This is a genomic window from Zunongwangia endophytica, from assembly GCF_030409505.1.
GTDB classification, from domain to species: Bacteria; Bacteroidota; Bacteroidia; order Flavobacteriales; family Flavobacteriaceae; genus Zunongwangia; species Zunongwangia endophytica.
Genome location: NZ_JAUFPZ010000002.1, coordinates 2,300,108 through 2,321,259, shown reverse-complemented (window position 1 = coordinate 2,321,259; position 21,152 = coordinate 2,300,108). Strand labels below are relative to the sequence as shown.

Sequence of the window (21,152 nt, the reverse complement as noted above, 5' to 3'; positions counted from 1 at the left end):
TCCGCAGTGCGCTCTATTGTATAAACTCAAACATATAATATTAAAAAGCCGCTGCCAAAAACAGCGGCTTTTTTTATGGAATTAAAACAACAAATATGGATTTAGTACTTCAAACTTTTAGTGTTAGCATAACCAGTTTTATGTGTAGAAAAATGCACTGCTATTATCTAAATTGAATAAACTTCAATAAGATCTCCCAGGTAATAGCAACAAATAGGGGGTCGTTAACTTATTTAAAATAATATTATGAGTACTAATAAATTTTCTACAAACGCTTTACATGCCGGTCACGATGTAACTACTAACGGAGGGACAAGAGCAGTACCTATTTATCAAACTACGTCTTATGTCTTTAAAGATTCTGATGAGGCAGCCGGTAGATTTTCTTTGGCGCAACCGGGATATATTTATACACGTTTAAATAATCCGACCAACGATATTTTAGAACAAAGACTTGCCGCTTTAGAAGGTGGAATTGGCGCGGTAGTAACCGCATCGGGAACAGCTGCAATTAATACTACTTTACTAACATTATTAAAAGCTGGTGATCATATAGTGGCTTCCAGTAGTTTATATGGCGGAACCTATAATTTATTAAGTGTAACCTTACCAAGATTTGGTATTACCACAACTTTTGTAGATCCGTCAGATCCCGAGAATTTTGGGAAAGCCGTTAAAGAGAATACCAGGGTTGTTTTTGCGGAGTCGCTTGGGAACCCCAAATTAGATGTTTTAGACCTAAAAAATATTTCTAAGCAAGCTAAAGCACATAACATTCCATTTATTGTAGATAATACTGTAGCCACGCCTTATTTACTTAAGCCGATTGAGTTTGGCGCTAATATCGTAATAGAATCTCTAACTAAATATATAAGTGGTAATGGAACTTCTCTTGGAGGCGCTATAATCGATGCAGGTACTTTTGATTGGGCCAGTGGTAAGTTTCCTGAATTTACAGAGCCTTCAGCCGGTTATCATGGTTTAGTTTATCATGAAGCATTAGGAAACGCTGCCTTTATAGCAAAAGCTCGTGTAGAAGGCTTGCGAGATCACGGTGCAGCATTGAGTCCTTTTAATGCTTTTCAAATAATCCAGGGACTGGAAACCTTGAAAATTAGAATAAAGCAACATAGTGAAAATGCATTGGCGTTGGCAGAATGGTTACAAGAACAGGAAGCGGTAAGCTGGGTTAATTATCCTGGTTTATCAACTAGCCCATATTATGAGTTAGCAAAAGAATATTTGCCGGAAGGTCAAAGCGGGATTGTAACATTCGGCGTAAAAGGCGGTTACGAGTCTGCTAAAATAATAGCTAACGAAACAAAATTGTTCTCTTTATTGGCCAATATTGGAGATACAAAATCACTAATTATTCATCCTGCAAGCACAACTCATCAACAACTAGACGAAAAAGCTCAAAATGATGCCGGTGTTAAGCAGGATTTAATACGTCTATCTGTAGGTCTGGAAGATATAGCCGATTTAAAAGCCGATCTATTAAACGTATTTTCAACAATAAAATAACTAATTTTAATTCTGAGATTAGAATAGAAATAAAAAAATAGAAATATGTCAACCCCACATTTTGAAACCGAAGCGATACGAACTCAAATAGAACGTTCACAACATTTAGAACATTCAGCACCTTTATACTTAACCTCAAGTTATATTTTTGAAGATGCTGAAGATATGCGAGCTTCATTTTCTGAAGAAAAAGAGCGTAATATTTACAGCCGATTTTCAAACCCAAATACATCAGAGTTTGTAGAGAAAATTTGCAAGATGGAAGGGGCAGAAGGGGGGTATGCTTTTGCAACCGGAATGAGTGCGGTTTTTTCTTCCTTAGCAGCTTTGTTAAATGCCGGGGATCATATCATTTCTTCCAGATCGGTTTTTGGAAGTACACATTCGTTGTTCACAAAGTTTTTTCCGAAGTGGAACATTTCGCATAGCTACTTTAAAGTAAATGAAGTTGATAAAATTGAAAGCTTAATTGAGCCGGAGACCAAAATCATTTTTGCAGAAACGCCTACCAATCCCGGAGTCGATATTATAGATCTTGAAGTATTATCTGAAATTGCTAAAAAACATAACTTGATTTTAGTGATCGATAATTGCTTTGCGACGCCTTACATTCAAAATCCAATTAAATATGGCGCGCATTTGGTGATCCATTCGGCTACCAAAATGATGGATGGACAAGGTAGAGTATTAGGTGGCGTTACGGTGGGAAAAGCTGATTTGATTCGAGAGATATATTTATTTTCTAGAAACACCGGTCCGGCTTTGAGTCCGTTTAACGCGTGGGTGCTTTCTAAAAGTTTAGAAACCTTGGCGGTACGTTTAGAAAAACATTCTGAAAATGCTTTAAAATTAGCTGAATTTTTAGAGTCGGATCCTAATGTTAAATATGTAAAATATCCATTCTTAAAATCACATCCTCAATATGATATTGCTAAAAAACAAATGCGTTTAGGCGGAAATATCATTTCGTTTGAAATTAAAGGAGGAATAGATGCGGGAAGAAAGTTTATAAATTCGGTAAAAATGTGTTCCAGAAGCGCTAATCTTGGCGATACAAGAAGTATAGTAACGCATCCAGCTAGTACAACCCATAGTAAACTAAGTGAAGAAGATCGACTGGAAGTGGGAATTACAGATGGTTTGATTAGAGTTTCTGCAGGTTTAGAACATATCGATGATATTATCGCCGATATTAAACAGGCCTTAGTATAATATAGAAAGAAGTACGGCGAAGGGAAAGATTAAAATTATTTATCTTCGCCGTATGCTTTCAAAGAAAACGAAATACGGAATAAAGGCGCTTACCTTTATTGCAAGGCAGCCAGACAGGAATCCGGTGCAGACTTCAGAAATTGCGAAGAGTGAAAATATCTCTCAAAAGTTTCTGGAAAGTATTCTTTTGATACTTCGGAAATCTGGATTTTTGGGTTCTAAAAAAGGAAAAGGTGGAGGTTATTATCTAATCAAAGAACCCGAGGATATTAAAATGACCGCAGTTATTAGAGTCTTAGAAGGTCCCATTGCCATGGTTCCTTGCGTAAGTCTAAATTACTACGAAAAATGTGATGATTGCCCAGACGAGAAAACCTGTGCTGTACATAAACTTATGATTCAGGTTCGTGATAGTACACTTAATGTATTTGGTGAGAATACACTAGCCGATCTGGCGTTATAGTCATTATTTAAAACGTAAAATGTTAAAAATCAAAAATTAATCAACATTTTGTTGGTGTATATTAAAATGAAAGTTACTTTTGTTTTAATAACCTACTAAATCTATAGGTTATTAGATTGAAAAGATAAAAGTGGACTTCAGGAAAGACAAGATTATGAAAAGGTATACAGAGAAAGAACTAAAAATCCTTAATCAGCAACTAAAAGGTATAAGCCCTGAAGAAATTATCCAATGGGTAATTCTTAATAGCAAGCGCCCGGTAGTGACAACTAATTTTAGACCTTACGAGGTAGCGATATTGCATGCTGTTTCCAAAATTAAATCTGATGTTCAGGTGGTTTGGTGTGATACGGGTTATAACACGCCTCAAACATATAAACACGCTAAACAGGTAATTGATACTTTAGATCTTAATGTGAAGGTTTATATGCCAAAGCAAACTGCTGCTTATCGAGATGCAATGTTCAACGGTATACCACAAGTAGATAGTTCAGATCATGATGAATTTACTCGCCAGGTGAAATTAGAGCCTTTCCAAAGAGCTATGCGAGAACAGCAGCCAGATATTTGGTTTACAAATCTTAGAAAAGGACAAACTGCTTTTCGTAATAGTATAGATATTCTTAGCTATAGTAAAGATGGTCTTTTAAAGGTAAGTCCGTTTTATCACTGGAGCGACGAAAAACTAGATCTTTACTTAGAAGAACACGACTTACCGAATGAACATAAATATTTTGATCCTACAAAAGTGTTATCTAACAGAGAATGTGGGCTTCACGCTTAATTCTATATTTTAAAAGAAGACTAAAAAATGACAAATTTTAATACAAAAATGATCTGGTGTAAGTCGATGTGCATGCGCAGTTATTCCTGCACTTAAAAGTGTTTTTGTATTTAGTTATATGGGAAGTCCTTTTAAGTGTAAAAACACAAAAAAGGACTTTTTTATTTACATCTGTTTCTAAGCAGATGCCTCATTAAAATTATATTATCCATGCAAAGTTTTAGAACCGAAATTGAAAATCCTGTTGTCGAAAAAGACATCATCGATTTAGAAAAAAAGATTCGCCTGTTCCGTGAAGGAAAAGCAGACGAAGAGAAATTCCGAAGCCTGCGACTAGCACGTGGAGTTTACGGGCAAAGGCAGGCCGGTGTACAAATGGTTCGTATAAAACTGCCATTTGGAAAAGTAACTTCAGAACAATTACATCGTATTGCCGATGTGTCTGATGAGTATTCTACCGGAAGATTGCATATTACTACTCGACAGGATATTCAAATTCATTTTGTAAGCTTGGATCGTACGCCAGAACTTTGGGCGCAGTTAGAGAAAGACGATATCACGCTTCGTGAAGCCTGCGGGAATACAGTAAGAAATATAACAGCTTCGCCAACGGCCGGTATCGATGTCGATGAACCTTTTGATGTTTCACCGTACGCCGATGCTGCATTTCGATTTTTTCTACGGAATCCTATTTGCCAGGAGATGGGTCGTAAATTTAAAATCGCTTTTTCTGCAACAGATGAAGATACAGCTTTAAGCTACATTCATGATCTGGGTTTTATACCGAAATTGAAAGATGGAAAACGCGGCTTTAAAGTAATGTTGGGAGGCGGGCTAGGTTCGCAGCCAAGACATGCCGATAAATTATATGATTTTATTGAAGCTGAAAAAATTATTCCGCTTATTGAATCAGTACTTCGAGTATTCGACCGCCACGGGGAACGCGCCAAGCGATTAAAAGCGAGAATGAAGTTTTTAATTAAAGATATTGGTCTGGATGCTTTCTTAGAACTGGTCGATGAACAGAAAAAAGCACTTTCCACTAAACAACCTGAATTTCATATCGAAAAGTTTGAAGCAGCTCCAACACTTCAGGAAGTTGAAATTCCTTCTGTGGAGATCGAAGATCAAAAAGATTTTGACGTGTGGAGAAATACTAATGTTATTCCGCAGAAACAACAGGGATTATTTGCAATAGGAATTCGCGTTCCTTTAGGAGACTTTTATACCGGTGGAGCTAGAAAGTTAGCCGATCTTATTAAAAAATATGCCGGTAACGAAATTCGTTTAAGCTTACGACAGGATATTTTAATTCGCCATGTTCGTGAACCATTTTTAGCTTTTTTCTATACAGAATTAAAGAAGCTGGGATATGCAGAAACGGGATACAATAAAACAGTAGATATTACCGCATGCCCTGGTACCGATACTTGTAATTTAGGAATTGCTAGTAGTACAGGGATTGCTGATGTTTTAGAAGATGTTTTAAAAGAAGAGTATCCGCAATTCATCAACGGAAAAGATATTACGATAAAAATAAGTGGTTGTATGAATGCTTGTGGACAGCATAATATGGCTGAAATTGGCTTTCAGGGAATGTCGATTAAATCTGGTAAAGCAGTAGCACCGGCATTACAAGTCTTGCTTGGCGGTGGTGTTTTAGGAAACGGGGAAGGCCGATTTGCCGACAAAGTTGTAAAAGTGCCAAGCAAACGTGGCCCGGAAGCCTTGCGTGTTTTATTAAATGATTTCGATACTAATGCAGAAGCAGAAGAGAAATTTATAAACTATTACGATCGCCAGGGGAAAACGTATTTCTACGATCTTTTAAAAGAACTGGCAGATACTTCAAATCTTAGTGAAAATGATTTTATCGATTGGGGACATGAGAAACCCTACATTAAAGCAGTAGGAGTAGGAGAATGTGCTGGAGTGGTGATCGATTTAATTGCCACTTTATTATTTGAAAGTGAAGAGAAAATCTATAATGCACAAAGTGCTTTAGATCGTAAAGATTGGGCAGATGGGATTTATCATTCTTATACTTCCATTGTAAATTCAGCAAAAGCATTATTGTTAGCCGATGATGTTAAAACAAATACGCAAGCAGGAATTATCGCTCAGTTTGACGAATTGTTTGTAGAGACCGGAAAAATAGAATTATCCACTTCTTTTAAAGAATTTACTTACCAGTTAAATGAACACGAACCAACTGAAAAGTTTGCGAATAAATATATAGAAGACGCACGTTTATTCTTAAAAAGAGTAGACACTTATAGAACGAAGGAGGTACAAGATGTATAATTTACCTAAACTAAGTGTTGTAGGCGCAGGTCCTGGTGATCCTGAGTTAATTACGTTAAAAGCGTTAAATGCATTAAAATCTGCGAAAGTGGTGTTATACGATGCACTTATCAATAGAGAGTTGTTAGAATATGCACCTCAGGCGGAACATGTGTATGTGGGGAAACGTAAAAACAAACATCGCTATTCGCAAGATGAAATCAACGATTTAATTGTGGATTATGCCTTAGATCGTGGCCACGTGGTAAGATTAAAGGGAGGCGATCCTTTTATTTTTGGAAGAGGTTCTGAAGAGATTAATTATGCCAAAAGTAAAGGTTTAGATACGGCGGTAATTTCAGGAATAACATCTTCGATCTCAGTGCCGGCTAATGTAGGTATTCCATTAACTCAACGTGGAACTTCAGAAAGTTTTTGGGTAATTACGGGAACAACTTCGGCTAGAAAATTATCGAATGATGTCTATTTGGCTGCACAATCTACAGCAACGGTTGTGATCCTGATGGGAATGAGTAAGCTTGCTGAAATTGTAAAGATTTTTAGCGAATTTGGAAAAGAAGATACACCAGTTGGGATTATTCAAAACGGAACCACTATCAATGAGCAATCGGGTTTTGGAACCATTAAAACCATAGAAAAAGTAGTCGCTGAAAAAGAACTTACAGCGCCTTCAATAATTGTAATTGGTGAAGTTGTAAAGGAAAGTCATCAATTACCAAAAGAATTAAGTGCATCTAGCGGATTTTCTGCTTCAGCATATTCAAAATTCTTAAAAATTGGAGCAGCCTAATCGATTTCAAAATTTGATGATATGCTGATTTGAAAATTAATATTTAGATCGCTTCGCTGTTGAAAGTTAGAAATTAGACGAACAACACTAATCAATTTTGAATTTCGAACTTATTTAAATAGGTAGATTTTTAAAAACAAGAACCTATATCATATTATCTCAAATTTAAAATATTGAATTTTGAATTTATTTTGAAAGCTAATCGCTAAAAAATATGCAACCAAGAAACGAATTATATCCAGTATTTCTAAAAGTGAATAACCTGAACATTCTCGTTGTTGGCGGAGGAAATGTTGGGCATGAAAAGCTTCACTTTTTACTGAAATCAAGCCCTAATGCTAATGTTGAAGTAGTTGCCAAATGGTTCGCTCCTGAAACTGCAGCACTTGCTGAGAAACATGGGATTAAATTGATCAAAGGCAGATATCGAAAAAAATATTTAAAAAGACGTCATATCGTAGTGGCAGCAACTAATGATGCACGATTAAATAAAAGAGTGCATCGCCACGCCAAACGAAGATATCTACTAGCGAATATTGCGGATACGCCAGAACTTTGTGATTTTTATATGGGCGGAATTGTAAATAAAGGCAATGTGAAAATAGCTATTTCTACAAATGGAAAGTCGCCAACTACTGCCAAGCGTTTACGCCAGTTTTTTGAGGAAGTAATTCCGGAAGACGTAAACCGAATGGTTGAAAATCTTAATGAATATCGCAAAACTATTAAAGGTGATTTTGAAGCTAAAGTGGAACAACTAAACACCATAACCGAATCCTTAATTGTAAAGAAAGATAAAAATGATTAAAACAGATATCCTAATTATAGGAGCAGGCCCCACAGGATTATTTACCGTTTTTGAGGCGGGATTATTAAAATTGAAGACTCATTTAATCGATGCTTTACCGCAGCCGGGTGGGCAGTGTTCAGAGATTTATCCTAAAAAACCGATTTATGATATTCCGGCATTTCCAGAAATTAATGCTGGTGATCTGGTGAATAATTTGATGGAACAAATTAAACCTTTCGAACCCGGATTTACACTTGGAGAGCGCGCTGAAACTTTAGAAAAATTGGATGACGGAACTTTTATAGTGACCACTAATAAAGGTACTCAGCATCACGCGCCTGTAGTAGCTATTGCAGGAGGTTTAGGTTCTTTTGAGCCTCGTAAGCCGCCTATTCCAAATATTACTGATTTCGAAGATAAAGGTGTGGAGTATTTTATCAAAGATCCTGAAGTATATCGTGATAAGAAAGTAGTGATTGCCGGTGGTGGAGATTCTGCTTTAGATTGGGCAATTTATTTAGCTGATATTGCTGAAGAAGTAGCTTTGGTGCATAGAAGAAAAGAATTTAGAGGAGCTTTAGATTCAGTAGAAAAAGTATCAGAATTATCGAAACTCGGTAAAATTGAAATGATTACCAACGCTGAGGTTGTTGGCTTAAATGGAAAAAATGATTTAGAACAAGTTGTAATTCGTCATAAAGATGAAGCACGCGGCGAAGAGCTAAGAGACGTCGATCATTTTGTGCCGTTATTCGGGTTATCTCCAAAGCTAGGACCAATCGGAAGTTGGGGATTAGAAATAGAAAAAAATGCGATTAAAGTAGATAATTCTTACGATTATGCGACCAATATTCCAGGCGTTTATGCCATCGGTGATGTAAATACGTATAAAGGAAAATTAAAACTGATTTTATCTGGATTTCACGAAGCAGCGATTATGTGTCAGAGTGCGTATCAGAGAATATTTCCAGATAAAAAATATGTACTTAAATACACAACAGTTGGTGGAGTAGAAGGATTCGACGGATCTAAAAAAGAAGCCAAGAAAGAAGTGGTACAGAGTATAGGCTAGAAAATAGATATTAGATCGCTTCGCTGTTAGATATGCGATTTTAGAATTAAGATTGTTGAATTTGATAATTCTTTTTTTTTAGAATTAGATGTTATATTTATTAGCTAAGCTTTTATTTTTTTATCTATAATTATAGAAAATATATTATTGAAGATATACCTATAAAAATTCCAAGAGTATATATTTTCTGAATTTTTATTAGGTCTATCGAATACAAAAAGCCAAGATTGATAACAGAAAGAAGTATCATCCCTATCAGGATATATAGTTTATACTCTTCAGAAAGAAAACTGGAGTTTTTGATAGCACTAAAGTAAATTATGATTAAGATCAAGGGTGTGAATCTTAATTTTTTAAATTTTTTATTATTTATGTCCATTATGAAAGTATTTATGTTTATAAATATAAAATTTTTTTATTAATTATTAATTAGGTGTCTGTTTTCTAAACCATTAAAGGCGATAAGAGAATCCTTGAATGTTTTGTACATTTACATCAAAATTAAAATAGATGAAAATCTTTCTAAAAAGGCTTAACGATGCCTATCACTTTGAGACCAAAAATGAACGTGGAGATGTTGTTCATTTAGATAATAAATCTGAAGCAGATCCGCAAGGCGGAAGTCCGATGGATTTGATTCTTCGTGGTATTGCAGGTTGTAGTAGTATCGATGTGGTGATGATTCTAAAAAAGCAAAAAGTAGAATTGGAAGATTTGCAGGTAGAAGTTGAAGGCTTCAGAGAAGATGGCGCTGTACCGAATGTTTTCAAAAAAATTCACCTTAATTTTATATTGAAAGGCGAAGTGTCTTCAGCAAAAGCATTACGAGCAGTAGAACTTTCTATGGATAAATATTGTTCCGTAGCAAAAATGCTAGAAAAAGCAGCTGAGATTTCTTATGAAGTAAATGTAAACGGAGAAAAAGTTGAAGCTTAAGTGATATTACCCGTCTGTCAAGGCGGGTTTACTTTTTTTAAAATCTTATTTGACGATTAAGATTTTTATTGAATCTCTTGTAATTATAAGAGAACACCGTATATTAGCGGGCTAAGTTCATTAAAATAATAGCGTTATCAAGAAAGGTTGAGGGATTAGACCCGGTGAAACCTTAGCAACCCTCTTTGTCTCTCGTACAATGGAGAAGGTGCTACCTTCTACTACGATTTTTCGCAGATAGATAACATCAAGACTTCCTTTATCTTCTTTTTTGATAGCGTTTAGAACAGAATAACATGTCGAAATTAGAAGAAATATTAGCCGAAAAAATACTGATCCTCGATGGTGCTATGGGTACCATGCTTCAGGAATATAAATTCACTGAAGAAGATTTCCGTGGAGATCGTTTTAAGGATTGGCCGGTGTCATTGCAAGGGAATAACGACTTGCTTTCGATAACTCAACCAGAGGCTATAGCCACTATTCATAAAAAATATTTTCAGGCGGGTGCCGATATTGTAGAAACTAATACTTTTTCGGGAACTACTATTGCTATGGCCGATTATCAGATGGAGGAACTTGTGGATGAATTAAACTACGAGTCGGCCAGAATCGCCAAACAGGTAGCAACCGAATTAACCGAAGCGAATCCCGACCAACCAAAATTTGTGGCGGGTGCAATGGGACCTACTAATAAAACAGCTAGCATGTCTCCCGATGTAAACGATCCGGGATTCCGCGCAATTTTTTTTGATGAACTTCGACTTGCGTATAGACAACAGGCAAAAGCCTTGATAAAAGGTGGTGTAGATATTTTATTGGTAGAAACTGTTTTTGATACGCTTAATGCTAAAGCAGCACTTTTTGCGATTGATGAATTAAAGGAAGAACTTCAAGTAGATATTCCGGTAATGATTAGCGGAACAATTACAGATGCTTCAGGTAGAACGCTATCAGGGCAAACTGCGGAAGCTTTTCTAATTTCAGTTTCTCATATTCCATTGTTAAGTATCGGTTTCAATTGTGCTCTTGGTGCAAAACAGCTTACTCCGCATTTAGAAGTGTTGGCTTACAAAACACAATATGGAGTTTCAGCTTATCCTAATGCTGGTTTGCCAAATGCTTTTGGAGAGTACGATGAAAGTCCCGATGAAATGGCAATTCAAACCAAAGAGTATCTCGAGAAAAGTCTGGTAAATATACTGGGAGGATGTTGTGGGACAACTCCCGATCATATAAAAGCAATTGCAAATATTGCGAAAGATTACAAACCACGACCTATAAAAAGTCTTCAACATAAAAAAGCTTCAGCCTGATCATGGAAGGATTAGACAATAATTTAGCTAATAATACCTCAGGAAAAACCGATTATCGACCATTGCAATTGTCGGGTCTGGAACCTTTAATTATTACGCCCGATAGTAATTTTGTTAATGTTGGGGAGCGTACCAATGTAGCTGGTTCTAAAAGATTTCTAAGACTTATTAAAGAAGAAAAGTTCGATGAAGCTTTAGATGTTGCCAGAGATCAGGTAGATGGTGGTGCCCAGATTATCGATATTAATATGGACGACGGACTTATTGATGGCAAGGAAGCCATGGTAAAGTTCCTGAATCTAATTGTAGCAGAACCAGATATTGCTCGAGTACCGATTATGATCGATAGTTCGAAATGGGAAATTATCGAAGCCGGTTTGCAGGTGGTGCAGGGGAAATGTGTAGTAAATTCCATTTCCTTAAAAGAAGGTGAAGCGCAATTCATTGAACACGCCAAAAAAATAAAACGTTACGGTGCTGCAGTAATTGTAATGGCTTTTGATGAGGTTGGACAAGCCGATAATTACGATCGTAGAATCGAAATTGCAAAACGTTCTTACGATGTTTTAGTGGATAAAGTAAATTTTCCGCCAGAGGATATCATTTTCGATTTAAATATCTTTCCTGTAGGAACAGGTATGGACGAGCATCGTAGAAATGCTATAGATTTTATCGAAGCTACGGCATGGGTAAAAGAAAACTTACCGCATTGTAGTGTAAGTGGTGGGGTTAGTAATGTTTCTTTTTCTTTCCGAGGAAATAATCCTGTGCGTGAAGCTATGCACTCGGTATTTCTATATTATGCGATAAAAGCCGGAATGAATATGGGTATTGTAAACCCGGCATTACTAGAAGTTTACGATCAAATCCCAGAAGATTTATTAGAGCATGTAGAAGATGTGATTTTAGATCGTAGGGACGATGCTACAGAGCGATTGTTAGATTTTGCTGAAACCGTAAAAGGAACCGCGAAAACTAGTAAAGTCGATTTAAGCTGGCGAGAAGGGAGTACACAAGATCGAATTACTCATGCATTAGTAAAAGGAGTTGATGCTTATATTGTAGAAGATGTAGAAACTGCACGGCAAGAAGCAGAACGGCCTATCGATGTGATTGAAGGCTCGTTGATGATTGGGATGAATGTAGTTGGAGATCTCTTCGGAAGCGGAAAAATGTTTCTTCCGCAGGTCGTAAAATCGGCTCGTGTAATGAAAAAAGCTGTGGCTTATCTGCTGCCTTATATTGAAGATGATAAAACCACAAAACGCGAACCTGCCGGAAAAGTGCTGATGGCTACCGTAAAAGGTGATGTTCACGATATTGGTAAAAATATTGTGAGTGTTGTATTGGCTTGTAATAATTACGAAATTATCGATTTAGGCGTAATGGTGCCGCCAGAGAAAATTATCGATGCGGCAAAAGCGAATAATGTAGATGTTATAGGGTTAAGTGGTTTGATAACGCCGTCTTTAGACGAGATGGTTTTTTTAGCTAAAGAAATGCAGCGTCAGAACTTTAATGTGCCTTTGCTTATTGGCGGAGCAACTACGTCGAAGGCTCATACTGCTGTTAAAATAGATCCGCAATATATTCATGCAGTTGCTCACGTTAATGATGCGTCACGAGCAGTAACTGTTGTTGGTGATTTACTGAATAAAAGAACCCGAGAAGCGTATAAAGAAAATCTAAAATCTGAATATGAAATTTTCAGGAATAATTTTGGAAAGCGTAGCAAGGTCAAGAGCTTTCTATCTATTGAAGCAGCTCGGGAAAATAATTATAAAATAGATTGGAAAACCACCAATATCACTAAACCAAATCAACTCGGAATTCAGATTCTGGAAGATTTCGATTTAAATGAATTGGTTCCGTATATCGATTGGAGTCCGTTTTTTAGAAGTTGGGATTTACATGGTCGTTATCCTAATATTTTAGAAGATAAAGTAGTAGGAGAGCAGGCAACGTCACTTTTTGAAGATGCTAAAGTATTGCTGAAACAAATTTTGGACGAAAAATTATTAAAAGCGAAAGCGATTTACGGTTTATTTGAAGCGAATACAGTAAACCATGATGATATCGAGGTTTATTTCAATCAAGATTCCGAAGAAAAAACAGCAATTTTTAGAACCTTAAGGCAGCAATTAAAAAAGCATGCCGGAAAGCCCAATTTTGCCCTTTCAGATTATATCGCACCTAAAGAAAGCGGAGTAAAAGATTATATGGGGTGTTTTTGTGTATCAACCGGATTCGGAACACAAGAATTAGCAGCCGAATTTGAAAAGAATCACGACGATTATAATTCGATTATGATCAAAGCGCTCGCTGATCGATTCGCAGAAGCTTTTGCTGAATATTTGCACAAAAAAATAAGGAAAGAAGATTGGGGTTATGCTTCCGAAGAAACCTTAAGTAACGAAGAACTTATTAAAGAAAATTATAAAGGAATTCGTCCTGCACCTGGATATCCAGCATGTCCCGATCACCTAGAAAAATTAACAATTTGGGATATTTTAAGGGTAGAAGAAAATATAGGCGTAAAACTTACCGAGAGTTTAGCTATGTGGCCGGCAGCTAGTGTAAGTGGTTATTATTTTGCGAATCCTGAAGCACGATATTTTGGATTAGGTAAAATAAAAGAAGATCAGGTAAAAGACTTTGCCGAACGTAAAGGAATTGATTATAAAAAAGCCGAAAAATGGCTGAATCCTAATATTGCAGATTAAAAATAAGCTGACAGCTAAAAGCTATCAGCGATTAGCAGCTTTAAACAAATGAAAGTAACCGAACATATAGAAAACGCAAAAGGAAAGACATTGTTTTCTTTTGAAATTGTACCGCCGCAAAAGGGGAAAAACATTCAGGAATTATATGATAATATAGATCCTCTGATGGAATTTAATCCTCCGTTTATAGATGTGACAACTTCTAGAGAAGAGCATATTTATATAAAACGAGAAGATGGATTGTTGGAGCGTAAAATTACCAGAATGCGCCCAGGTACGGTAGGAATTTGTGCAGCTATTAAACATAAATATAATGTAGACACGATTCCGCATGTGTTGTGTGGCGGTTTCACTAAAGAAGAAACTGAATATTTATTAGTCGATTGTCATTATTTAGGAATCGAAAATATCATGGCGCTTCGCGGAGATGCGATGAAACATCAGCGTTATTTTGAACCTACTAGCGGAGGACATTGTTATGCAAATGAACTTGTAGGACAGATAAAAAACCTCTCTAGAGGAAAATATTTAAATGAAGTGATAGATTCTGAAAATCATGCAGATTTCTGTGTTGGTGTAGCGGGATATCCTGAAAAGCATTTGGAATCTCCTTCTTTAGAAACCGATCTTAAAAAGTTGAAAGCTAAAGTAGATGCCGGTGCCGATTATGTAGTGACCCAAATGTTCTTTAATAATCAGGCGTTTTTTGAATTCGTAGATAAGGCTAGAGAAATGGGAATTAACGTACCAATTATTCCGGGGATCAAACCTATTGCAGTAAAAAAACATTTACAATTATTACCGCATGTCTTTAGTATAGATCTTCCGCAGGATTTAATAAATAGCGTTGAGGCTTGTAAAAGTAATAAGGAAGTCCGCCAGGTTGGTATCGAATGGGCTATTCAGCAAACTAAAGAATTGAAAGAAGCTGGAGTACCATTATTACATTTTTATTCCATGGGAAAAAGCTCGAATATTAAAAAGATTGCTGAAGCGGTTTTTTAGTCTTTAGATCGCTTTGCTGTTAGATTTTAGATGTTAGAAAATAGACCTTTTTAAAGCGGATTAAAAAGAAAGAAATTAAGAGTCGGGATTTTTCAACAATTTTTAATTATATCTAATATCGTCCTACTTTTTGTTATCGTAGTAAAAACAATGAAGAATTGCGCGGCTGGCAGTGGAGTTCTGCCTAGCGAAGCGGTTGCAGAACGCATGTGTAATTTTTCAGCAGTTTTTCAAGATATCAAAAATAAGACTAGACCTTTTTGTTTCTTTTTATGGCAATGATAAAAAGAAATTATATGGACTTCTCGATACATCAAATTTACATTTCCTTTTAAAATTTACTACTCGAAGTGAAAAAAATGTAGTGGGTTGAATATTAGAAGATGACAGATAGCCGAAATCTAAAATTCTCACTACTAAATACTATTTGAAAAAAATGTTGGTCGATCGCAAATTATTACCGTAATTTGTTAAAACGAAGTTCAGAAACTTACTGATTGTTATCAAGAAAGGCTGAGGGAATAGACCCGCAGAAGCCTTAGCAACCCTTTGCCAACAAAGAAGGTGCTACGTTCTACCGATTATCGGATAGATAACAGAAATATTCTTCAACGAATTATTCTCAAAACTTTTCTTGATAGTAACTAAGCACGCACCCATTAAATGGATGTTCAGCTTATTTCAGTCTGTTTTAAATTTTTAAAGTTTAAAAATTAGAAAAGTTGAAACAAGATTTATTACAATTACAACTTAAAGAGTTTACTACGATTAGTGGTGTAACTCAAGATATCACATTATCGTATCATGTATTTGGTCAGCCTTTACATACTGCGCCGATTGTAATGATTAATCATGCACTTACAGGAAATTCTGAAGTAGCAGGCGAAACTGGTTGGTGGAAAGATATTGTTGGTAAAGAGAAATGTATCGATACAGATAGCTATACTATTCTGGCATTTAATGTTCCCGGGAATGGTTACGACGGGATTCTAATCGAAAATTATAAAGATTTTGTAGCTCGAGATATAGCAAGAATCTTTCTTTCGGGTTTAGATTCGTTAAAAATCGATCATCTTTTTGCACTGGTTGGTGGTTCGCTAGGCGGCGGAATCGCCTGGGAAATGGCTGCGCTAAATCCAAAGATTACCGATAATCTAATCACAGTAGCAACCGATTGGAAATCTACCGATTGGTTAATCGCAAATTGCCAAATTCAGGAGTTATTTTTAAATAATTCTAAAAATCCTGTGCACGATGCTCGTATGCACGCGATGTTGTGCTATCGCACGCCAGAATCTTTTAAATCACGTTTTAAACGTACCACAAACGAAGAACTTCAGGTTTTTAATGTAGAAAGCTGGTTGTTGCATCATGGCGCTAAACTTCAGGAAAGATTTCAGGTAGGTGCTTATAAATTTATGAATCAGCTTCTAAAAACTATCGATGTTTCTCGCGGTAGGGCAGAGTTAGATAAAGTATTAGAAAGTATCAATGCGAATATTTGCATTATCGGGGTAGATTCTGATTTGTTTTTTACTGCGGAAGAAAATAGAGAAACCTACAAACAATTAGCACAAAATAGTAACAAAGTGACTTATGGCGAAATCCACTCGCTACACGGTCACGATGCATTTTTAATTGAATTTAAACAACTGGAAAATATAATTACCGGTATTTTTCAAAAAGCGAATAAGATGAAAGTAGTAAAGTTTGGCGGAAAATCTCTAGCCAACGGAGAAGGTATATCTAGAGTTTTAGAAATTATAGAAGAAAAGATACAAAACGAAGAACGTATTGCGGTAGTGGTTTCAGCACGAGGAAAAACCACCGATCAGCTTCAAAATTTATTAGAAAAAGCTTCAGAGAACGAAGATGTTTCTTCAGCATTCGAAAAGTTTAAAGCCTATCAGATTTCAGAATATAGTTTTGTAGATTTTTCCGAAGAATTTAAAAGTATAGAAAAGCTATTAGAAGGTGTTCGTTTACTTGGCGATTACAGTCCTAAAATTAAAGATCAGTTACTTTCTCAGGGCGAATTAATGTCGGCTAAATTAATTACTGAAATTTTAAAACAACGCGGGTATAAAGCAAATTTTACCGATACTCGCCTGCTGATTAAAACCGATGAAAAATTCGGAAATGCACAGCCATTAGAAGCACTTTCTAAAGAAAATGTAGTGAAGCATTTTGAAGAATTTAAAGGAAAAACGGTAAATATTGTTACTGGTTTTATAGGCTCTAATGTTAAAAACGAAACCACAACTTTAGGTAGAAACGGAAGCAATTATACCGCCTCTTTAATAGCTAATTATTTAGATGCCGAAGAATTACAGAATTATACACATGTAGACGGGATTTACACCGCAAATCCAGATTTGGTGCCCAGTGCGCAGCGAATTGAGCAGCTTTCGTATAACGAAGCAAACGAGCTTGCTAATTTTGGAGCAACAATTTTACACGCCAAAACTATTATTCCGTTAATCGAAAAGAATATTCCGCTTCGAATTTTAAATACGTTCAATAACGACAATCAGGGAACTTTAATTACCGCGAAACCTAATAAAGAAGGCATGAAGTCGCTTTCGGTTTTAGAACATATGGCGTTGCTGAATTTAGAAGGTCGTGGTTTGTTAGGTAAATCGGGAATAGATGCGCGAATTTTCCGAGCGTTAGGAGATGCAGAAATTAGTGTAAGTATTATTTCTCAGGGTTCTTCGGAACGTGGAATAGGTTTAGTAGTAGATGCCGAAAATGCAGGACGAGCGGTTAAAGCTTTAGAGCGAGAATTCGAAAGTGATTTTTACTCGAAAGATGTCAATAAAATTTCGGTGGTCGATGATGTTTCTGTCATTTCTATTGTGGGGCAGGACTTAAGTACCTTCCACAAACCTTACGATGCGTTAATTAGAAACCAGATTGTTCCATTACTTTTCAATAATACTGTAACCGGAAAAAACGTGAGTTTGGTCGTGAAGAAAGCAAAGTTGAATAAAGCTTTGAATGTAATTCACGGGGAGATTTTTGAGATTTGTAAAAAGATCAATATTGCGATTTTTGGTCATGGTACGGTTGGCGGAACCTTGATCGATCAGATCTTAAACTCAGCAGCTACTATTGAAGAGCGTAAAAAAGTAAAACTGAATATTTTTGCGGTTTCGAATTCCAGAAAATTAGTATTGAATGCTAGAGGAATTAATGCAGATTGGAAAACGGAATTAGAAAATTCAAACCAGGAAGCGTCAATCGAAGATGTAATTAATTATACCGAATTATTTCATCTGGAAAATTTAATTGCAGTAGATAATACGGCGAGTCAGCAATTTGTTCAGCATTATAATATGTTGGTAAATCATGGGTTCGATTTGGTTTCTTCCAATAAAATCGCTAATACCTTAGATTTCAAATTTTATAAGGAATTACGAGAGAATCTGGAGAAAAATCAGAAGCAATATTTATATGAAACCAATGTTGGTGCAGGCTTACCTTTAATTGATACTATTCGAATTTTACATCTATCCGGAGAGAATATTACCCGAATTCGTGGTGTGTTTTCAGGAACATTGAGTTATTTATTTAATTCTTTTTCTGCTGAAGATCGGAAATTTAGTAGTGTTTTAAAAGAAGCTATCGATAAAGGTTTTACTGAACCTGATCCTCGAGAAGATTTAAATGGAAATGATGTTGGCCGAAAATTATTGATTTTGGCTAGAGAACTGGATCTTCAGAATGAATTTGGCGATGTGAAAATAAATAATCTTGTACCGGAAGATTTACGGGGTGACGATGCTTCAACTTTTGTGTCTAGATTGGAAGAATTAGATGCTACTTATCAGAAAATAAAAGAGGAGCAAGAACCAAATCACGTATTACGATATATTGGAGATTTGTCGGGAGATTTGCAACAAGATAAAGGAGAATTGGAAGTGAAATTGGTTTCTGTTCCAGATGATAGTAGTTTAGGACAAGTAAAAGGAGCCGATTCTATTTTTGAAATTTATACGGAATCTTATGGTGATCGTCCAATAGTTATTCAGGGCGCGGGAGCCGGAGCTGCAGTTACCGCTCGTGGGGTTTTTGGTGATATTTTAAAACTTTCAGAAAAGAAATAGATTGGAAATAGAATATTCATTTTATCATTAAAAGATTACGTCACCCTGAACTTGTTTCAGGGTCTCATCTCATATTTTAAATACCTAAGCCTCATATTCGATAAAATATGAGGCTTTTTTGTAACAAATCTATTTCTGAATCGTGTTATAAGAAAGAGGATATTATGAAGAGAGGATTTTTATTAGTTACGTTTTTACTTATTTCTAGCATTTTTTACGCACAGAATTATTCCTAAGAAAAGATTGAAATTCCGTTTAAATTGACTCCGAATGGTCATATCATGATTAAGGCGACTGTGAACGGAGTAAGCGGCAATTTTGTGTTCGACACCGGAGCAGGTTTAAATTTGCTAACTAAAGATTTTGCTGATAAAATCGATAATCTTGATAAAACGCATCATTTTTATACTGGCCATCGTGCAACTGGAGAAGCTATTACTACCGATTTATATCAGTCTGATATTTTAGAAATAGGCGATTTTAGTATAAATAACGAACAGTTTGCAGTTATGATATCGATTTTCCGTTAGATGGATTAATTTCTTTAACTCCGCTTCAGCAAAAAGCTTTTACGATTGATTTTGCTGAAGAAAAATTGGTGATAGAATCTAAAAAATCACTTCAGCAGCGAAAAGCAAATATGAAATTTGAAATGCCGTTAGAAATCAACAACGATCGTAATGTTAAAGTAAGCATCGGTACAATGGTGAAACTGGATTCTTTAGAATTGCATGTTGGTCTGGATAGCGGTGCCGGTTTCGATGTTTTCCGATTTAATTCTAGATATATGGAAGCGCTTGGGATTGATTCTACACAGATAGAAACTAAATATATCCCAAGTTCTTTTAAGCCCGAAGAAGGAAATCAGTACTATTTTACTGAAGTTACTAGTCTTACCGATCTAAAAAAGAATGCTGAAAATACCGATTTTCGAGCAACATTTATTGATGGTTTAATTCATGAAGGAATTATGAGTATCAACTGGATTGGTGAAATAATTACTTTTGATATGCCAGACAAGCGAATAATTGTAACTAAATGATGTAGGTTGATTTTTCTATTTTTGAGTCAGCTCCGTAAATAAACTTTCTAGATTTTTAGTTTTTTGGTTTAGCTGAAGCGTTTTTAGACCGTTATCATGCGCAAAGTCAAAAACCGCAGATCGCATATCTTCAGAGGTATCGAAAGTTAGCTCATATTCAAAACCACCGATATTTTTAGCATCTTTTAGATGCGGCAAGCGTTGTAAGGCGATCATTTCAATTCGATAATCAAATTCTACCAAGATAATTTGTTCCTGTCCTTTTCGAAGATCAGTTAGTTTTTGATTGGCTACAATTTCCCCATGGTTAATAATGATCACGCGTTCGCAGAGTGCTTCCACCTCTTGCATAATATGCGTAGAGAGGAAGATGGTTTTATTCTTGGCAATATTCTTAATTAAACTTCGAATTTCGATTAGCTGATTAGGATCTAGACCGGTTGTGGGTTCATCTAAAATTAGTACTTCAGGATCGTGCAAAAGTGCCGCGGCCAAACCTACACGTTGACGATATCCTTTAGAAAGCTGATCGATTTTTTTATTGGCTTCTGGAGTAAGATTCGTTAATTCGATAACTTCTTCTATTCGGTCTTTTTTAATTCCGTAGACTTTCGCATTGAAGCCTAAATATTCCCGAACATACATTTCAGTATATAAAGGATTGTGTTCGGGTAGGTAACCAATGCTTTTTTGTAGATTATGCAACTGGGTGTCGATTGCATAATTATTCACACTGGCAGTGCCTTCTGAAGGTTGAATATATCCGGTTAAAATCTTCATTAATGTAGATTTTCCGGCACCATTAGGTCCAAGAAAACCAACAACCTCTCCTTTTTCAATATCAAATGAAACCTGATTTAGCGCTTTTTGTTCTCCGTAAAATTTGGAAATTTTTTCTACTGAAATAGACATATTAGAAGATTTTGATCAAAAATAAGCATAAAATATACCTTTGAAAGCTTATTTAGGAGTTTTAGGTCGCAACCTCTTCAAGCGGTTTATAGCGCTTCACTATTTTTTATCTAAAATCGGGCGCTGTTATTAAGATTTGAATGCAAATTTTCTTCAAAAGAAACGGAATA

16 protein-coding genes and 2 riboswitches are annotated in these 21,152 nt (G+C 35.9%); of the genes, 15 read left to right on the top strand and 1 reads right to left on the bottom strand.

Annotation, left to right across the window (positions count from 1 at the left end):
* Window positions 1–246 precede the first annotated feature (246 nt).
* From QWY91_RS10040 to QWY91_RS09970, 15 genes are all read left to right on the top strand, one after another.
* Complete coding sequence (locus QWY91_RS10040) at window positions 247–1,524, top strand: O-acetylhomoserine aminocarboxypropyltransferase/cysteine synthase family protein (RefSeq protein WP_290234457.1); 1,278 nt, start codon at window positions 247–249, stop codon at window positions 1,522–1,524.
* A 45-nt stretch (window positions 1,525–1,569) separates the two neighbouring features.
* Window positions 1,570–2,736, top strand: a complete 1,167-nt coding sequence (locus QWY91_RS10035; protein WP_290234454.1) for a trans-sulfuration enzyme family protein — start codon at window positions 1,570–1,572, stop codon at window positions 2,734–2,736.
* 52 nt (window positions 2,737–2,788) lie between these two features.
* Window positions 2,789–3,199, top strand: coding sequence for an RrF2 family transcriptional regulator (locus QWY91_RS10030; protein ID WP_290234451.1), 411 nt, complete (start codon window positions 2,789–2,791; stop codon window positions 3,197–3,199).
* A gap of 154 nt (window positions 3,200–3,353) precedes the next feature.
* Window positions 3,354–3,983: a phosphoadenosine phosphosulfate reductase domain-containing protein gene (locus QWY91_RS10025; protein ID WP_290234448.1), complete on the top strand. Its 630-nt coding sequence runs from the start codon at window positions 3,354–3,356 to the stop codon at window positions 3,981–3,983.
* Window positions 3,984–4,193: 210 nt separating this feature from the next.
* A complete protein-coding gene (locus QWY91_RS10020) occupies window positions 4,194–6,287 on the top strand; it encodes a ferredoxin-like domain-containing protein (RefSeq protein WP_290234444.1) in 2,094 nt (697 codons plus the stop codon).
* Entirely contained in the window at window positions 6,280–7,077 is a 798-nt protein-coding gene (gene cobA, locus QWY91_RS10015) for a uroporphyrinogen-III C-methyltransferase (RefSeq protein WP_290234441.1), read from the top strand. The genes QWY91_RS10020 and cobA overlap by 8 nt, the downstream gene beginning before the upstream one ends.
* A gap of 214 nt (window positions 7,078–7,291) precedes the next feature.
* Complete coding sequence (locus QWY91_RS10010) at window positions 7,292–7,885, top strand: precorrin-2 dehydrogenase/sirohydrochlorin ferrochelatase family protein (RefSeq protein ID WP_290234438.1); 594 nt, start codon at window positions 7,292–7,294, stop codon at window positions 7,883–7,885.
* Window positions 7,878–8,939, top strand: coding sequence for an NAD(P)/FAD-dependent oxidoreductase (locus QWY91_RS10005; protein ID WP_290234436.1), 1,062 nt, complete (start codon window positions 7,878–7,880; stop codon window positions 8,937–8,939). The genes QWY91_RS10010 and QWY91_RS10005 overlap by 8 nt, the downstream gene beginning before the upstream one ends.
* A 510-nt stretch (window positions 8,940–9,449) precedes the next feature.
* Window positions 9,450–9,875 carry an OsmC family protein gene (locus QWY91_RS10000; RefSeq protein WP_290234433.1) on the top strand — a complete coding sequence of 142 codons (426 nt, stop codon included), beginning with the start codon at window positions 9,450–9,452 and terminating at the stop codon, window positions 9,873–9,875.
* A 131-nt stretch (window positions 9,876–10,006) separates the two neighbouring features.
* Window positions 10,007–10,123: riboswitch (SAM riboswitch) on the top strand.
* A gap of 48 nt (window positions 10,124–10,171) precedes the next feature.
* Complete coding sequence (locus QWY91_RS09995) at window positions 10,172–11,191, top strand: homocysteine S-methyltransferase family protein (protein ID WP_290234430.1); 1,020 nt, start codon at window positions 10,172–10,174, stop codon at window positions 11,189–11,191.
* Between the two features lie 2 nt (window positions 11,192–11,193).
* Complete coding sequence (metH, locus tag QWY91_RS09990; RefSeq protein ID WP_290234427.1) at window positions 11,194–13,914, top strand: methionine synthase; 2,721 nt, start codon at window positions 11,194–11,196, stop codon at window positions 13,912–13,914.
* Window positions 13,915–13,962: 48 nt separating this feature from the next.
* Window positions 13,963–14,919: a methylenetetrahydrofolate reductase [NAD(P)H] gene (metF, locus tag QWY91_RS09985; protein ID WP_290234424.1), complete on the top strand. Its 957-nt coding sequence runs from the start codon at window positions 13,963–13,965 to the stop codon at window positions 14,917–14,919.
* Between the two features lie 497 nt (window positions 14,920–15,416).
* Window positions 15,417–15,518: riboswitch (SAM riboswitch) on the top strand.
* Window positions 15,519–15,641: 123 nt separating this feature from the next.
* Window positions 15,642–19,028 (top strand): bifunctional aspartate kinase/homoserine dehydrogenase I, encoded by a 3,387-nt coding sequence (gene thrA / locus QWY91_RS09980; RefSeq protein WP_386270375.1) that lies wholly within the window; start codon window positions 15,642–15,644, stop codon window positions 19,026–19,028.
* Window positions 19,029–19,309: 281 nt separating this feature from the next.
* On the top strand, window positions 19,310–19,558 hold the full coding sequence (locus tag QWY91_RS09975) for a retropepsin-like aspartic protease (protein WP_290234422.1): 249 nt from the start codon (window positions 19,310–19,312) through the stop codon (window positions 19,556–19,558).
* Between the two features lie 68 nt (window positions 19,559–19,626).
* Window positions 19,627–20,070, top strand: a complete 444-nt coding sequence (locus QWY91_RS09970) for a hypothetical protein (RefSeq protein ID WP_290234419.1) — start codon at window positions 19,627–19,629, stop codon at window positions 20,068–20,070.
* A gap of 15 nt (window positions 20,071–20,085) precedes the next feature.
* Here QWY91_RS09970 and gldA read toward each other — a convergent pair whose 3' ends face one another.
* A complete protein-coding gene (gene gldA, locus QWY91_RS09965) occupies window positions 20,086–20,982 on the bottom strand; it encodes a gliding motility-associated ABC transporter ATP-binding subunit GldA (protein ID WP_290234417.1) in 897 nt (298 codons plus the stop codon).
* Window positions 20,983–21,152: the final 170 nt, after the last annotated feature.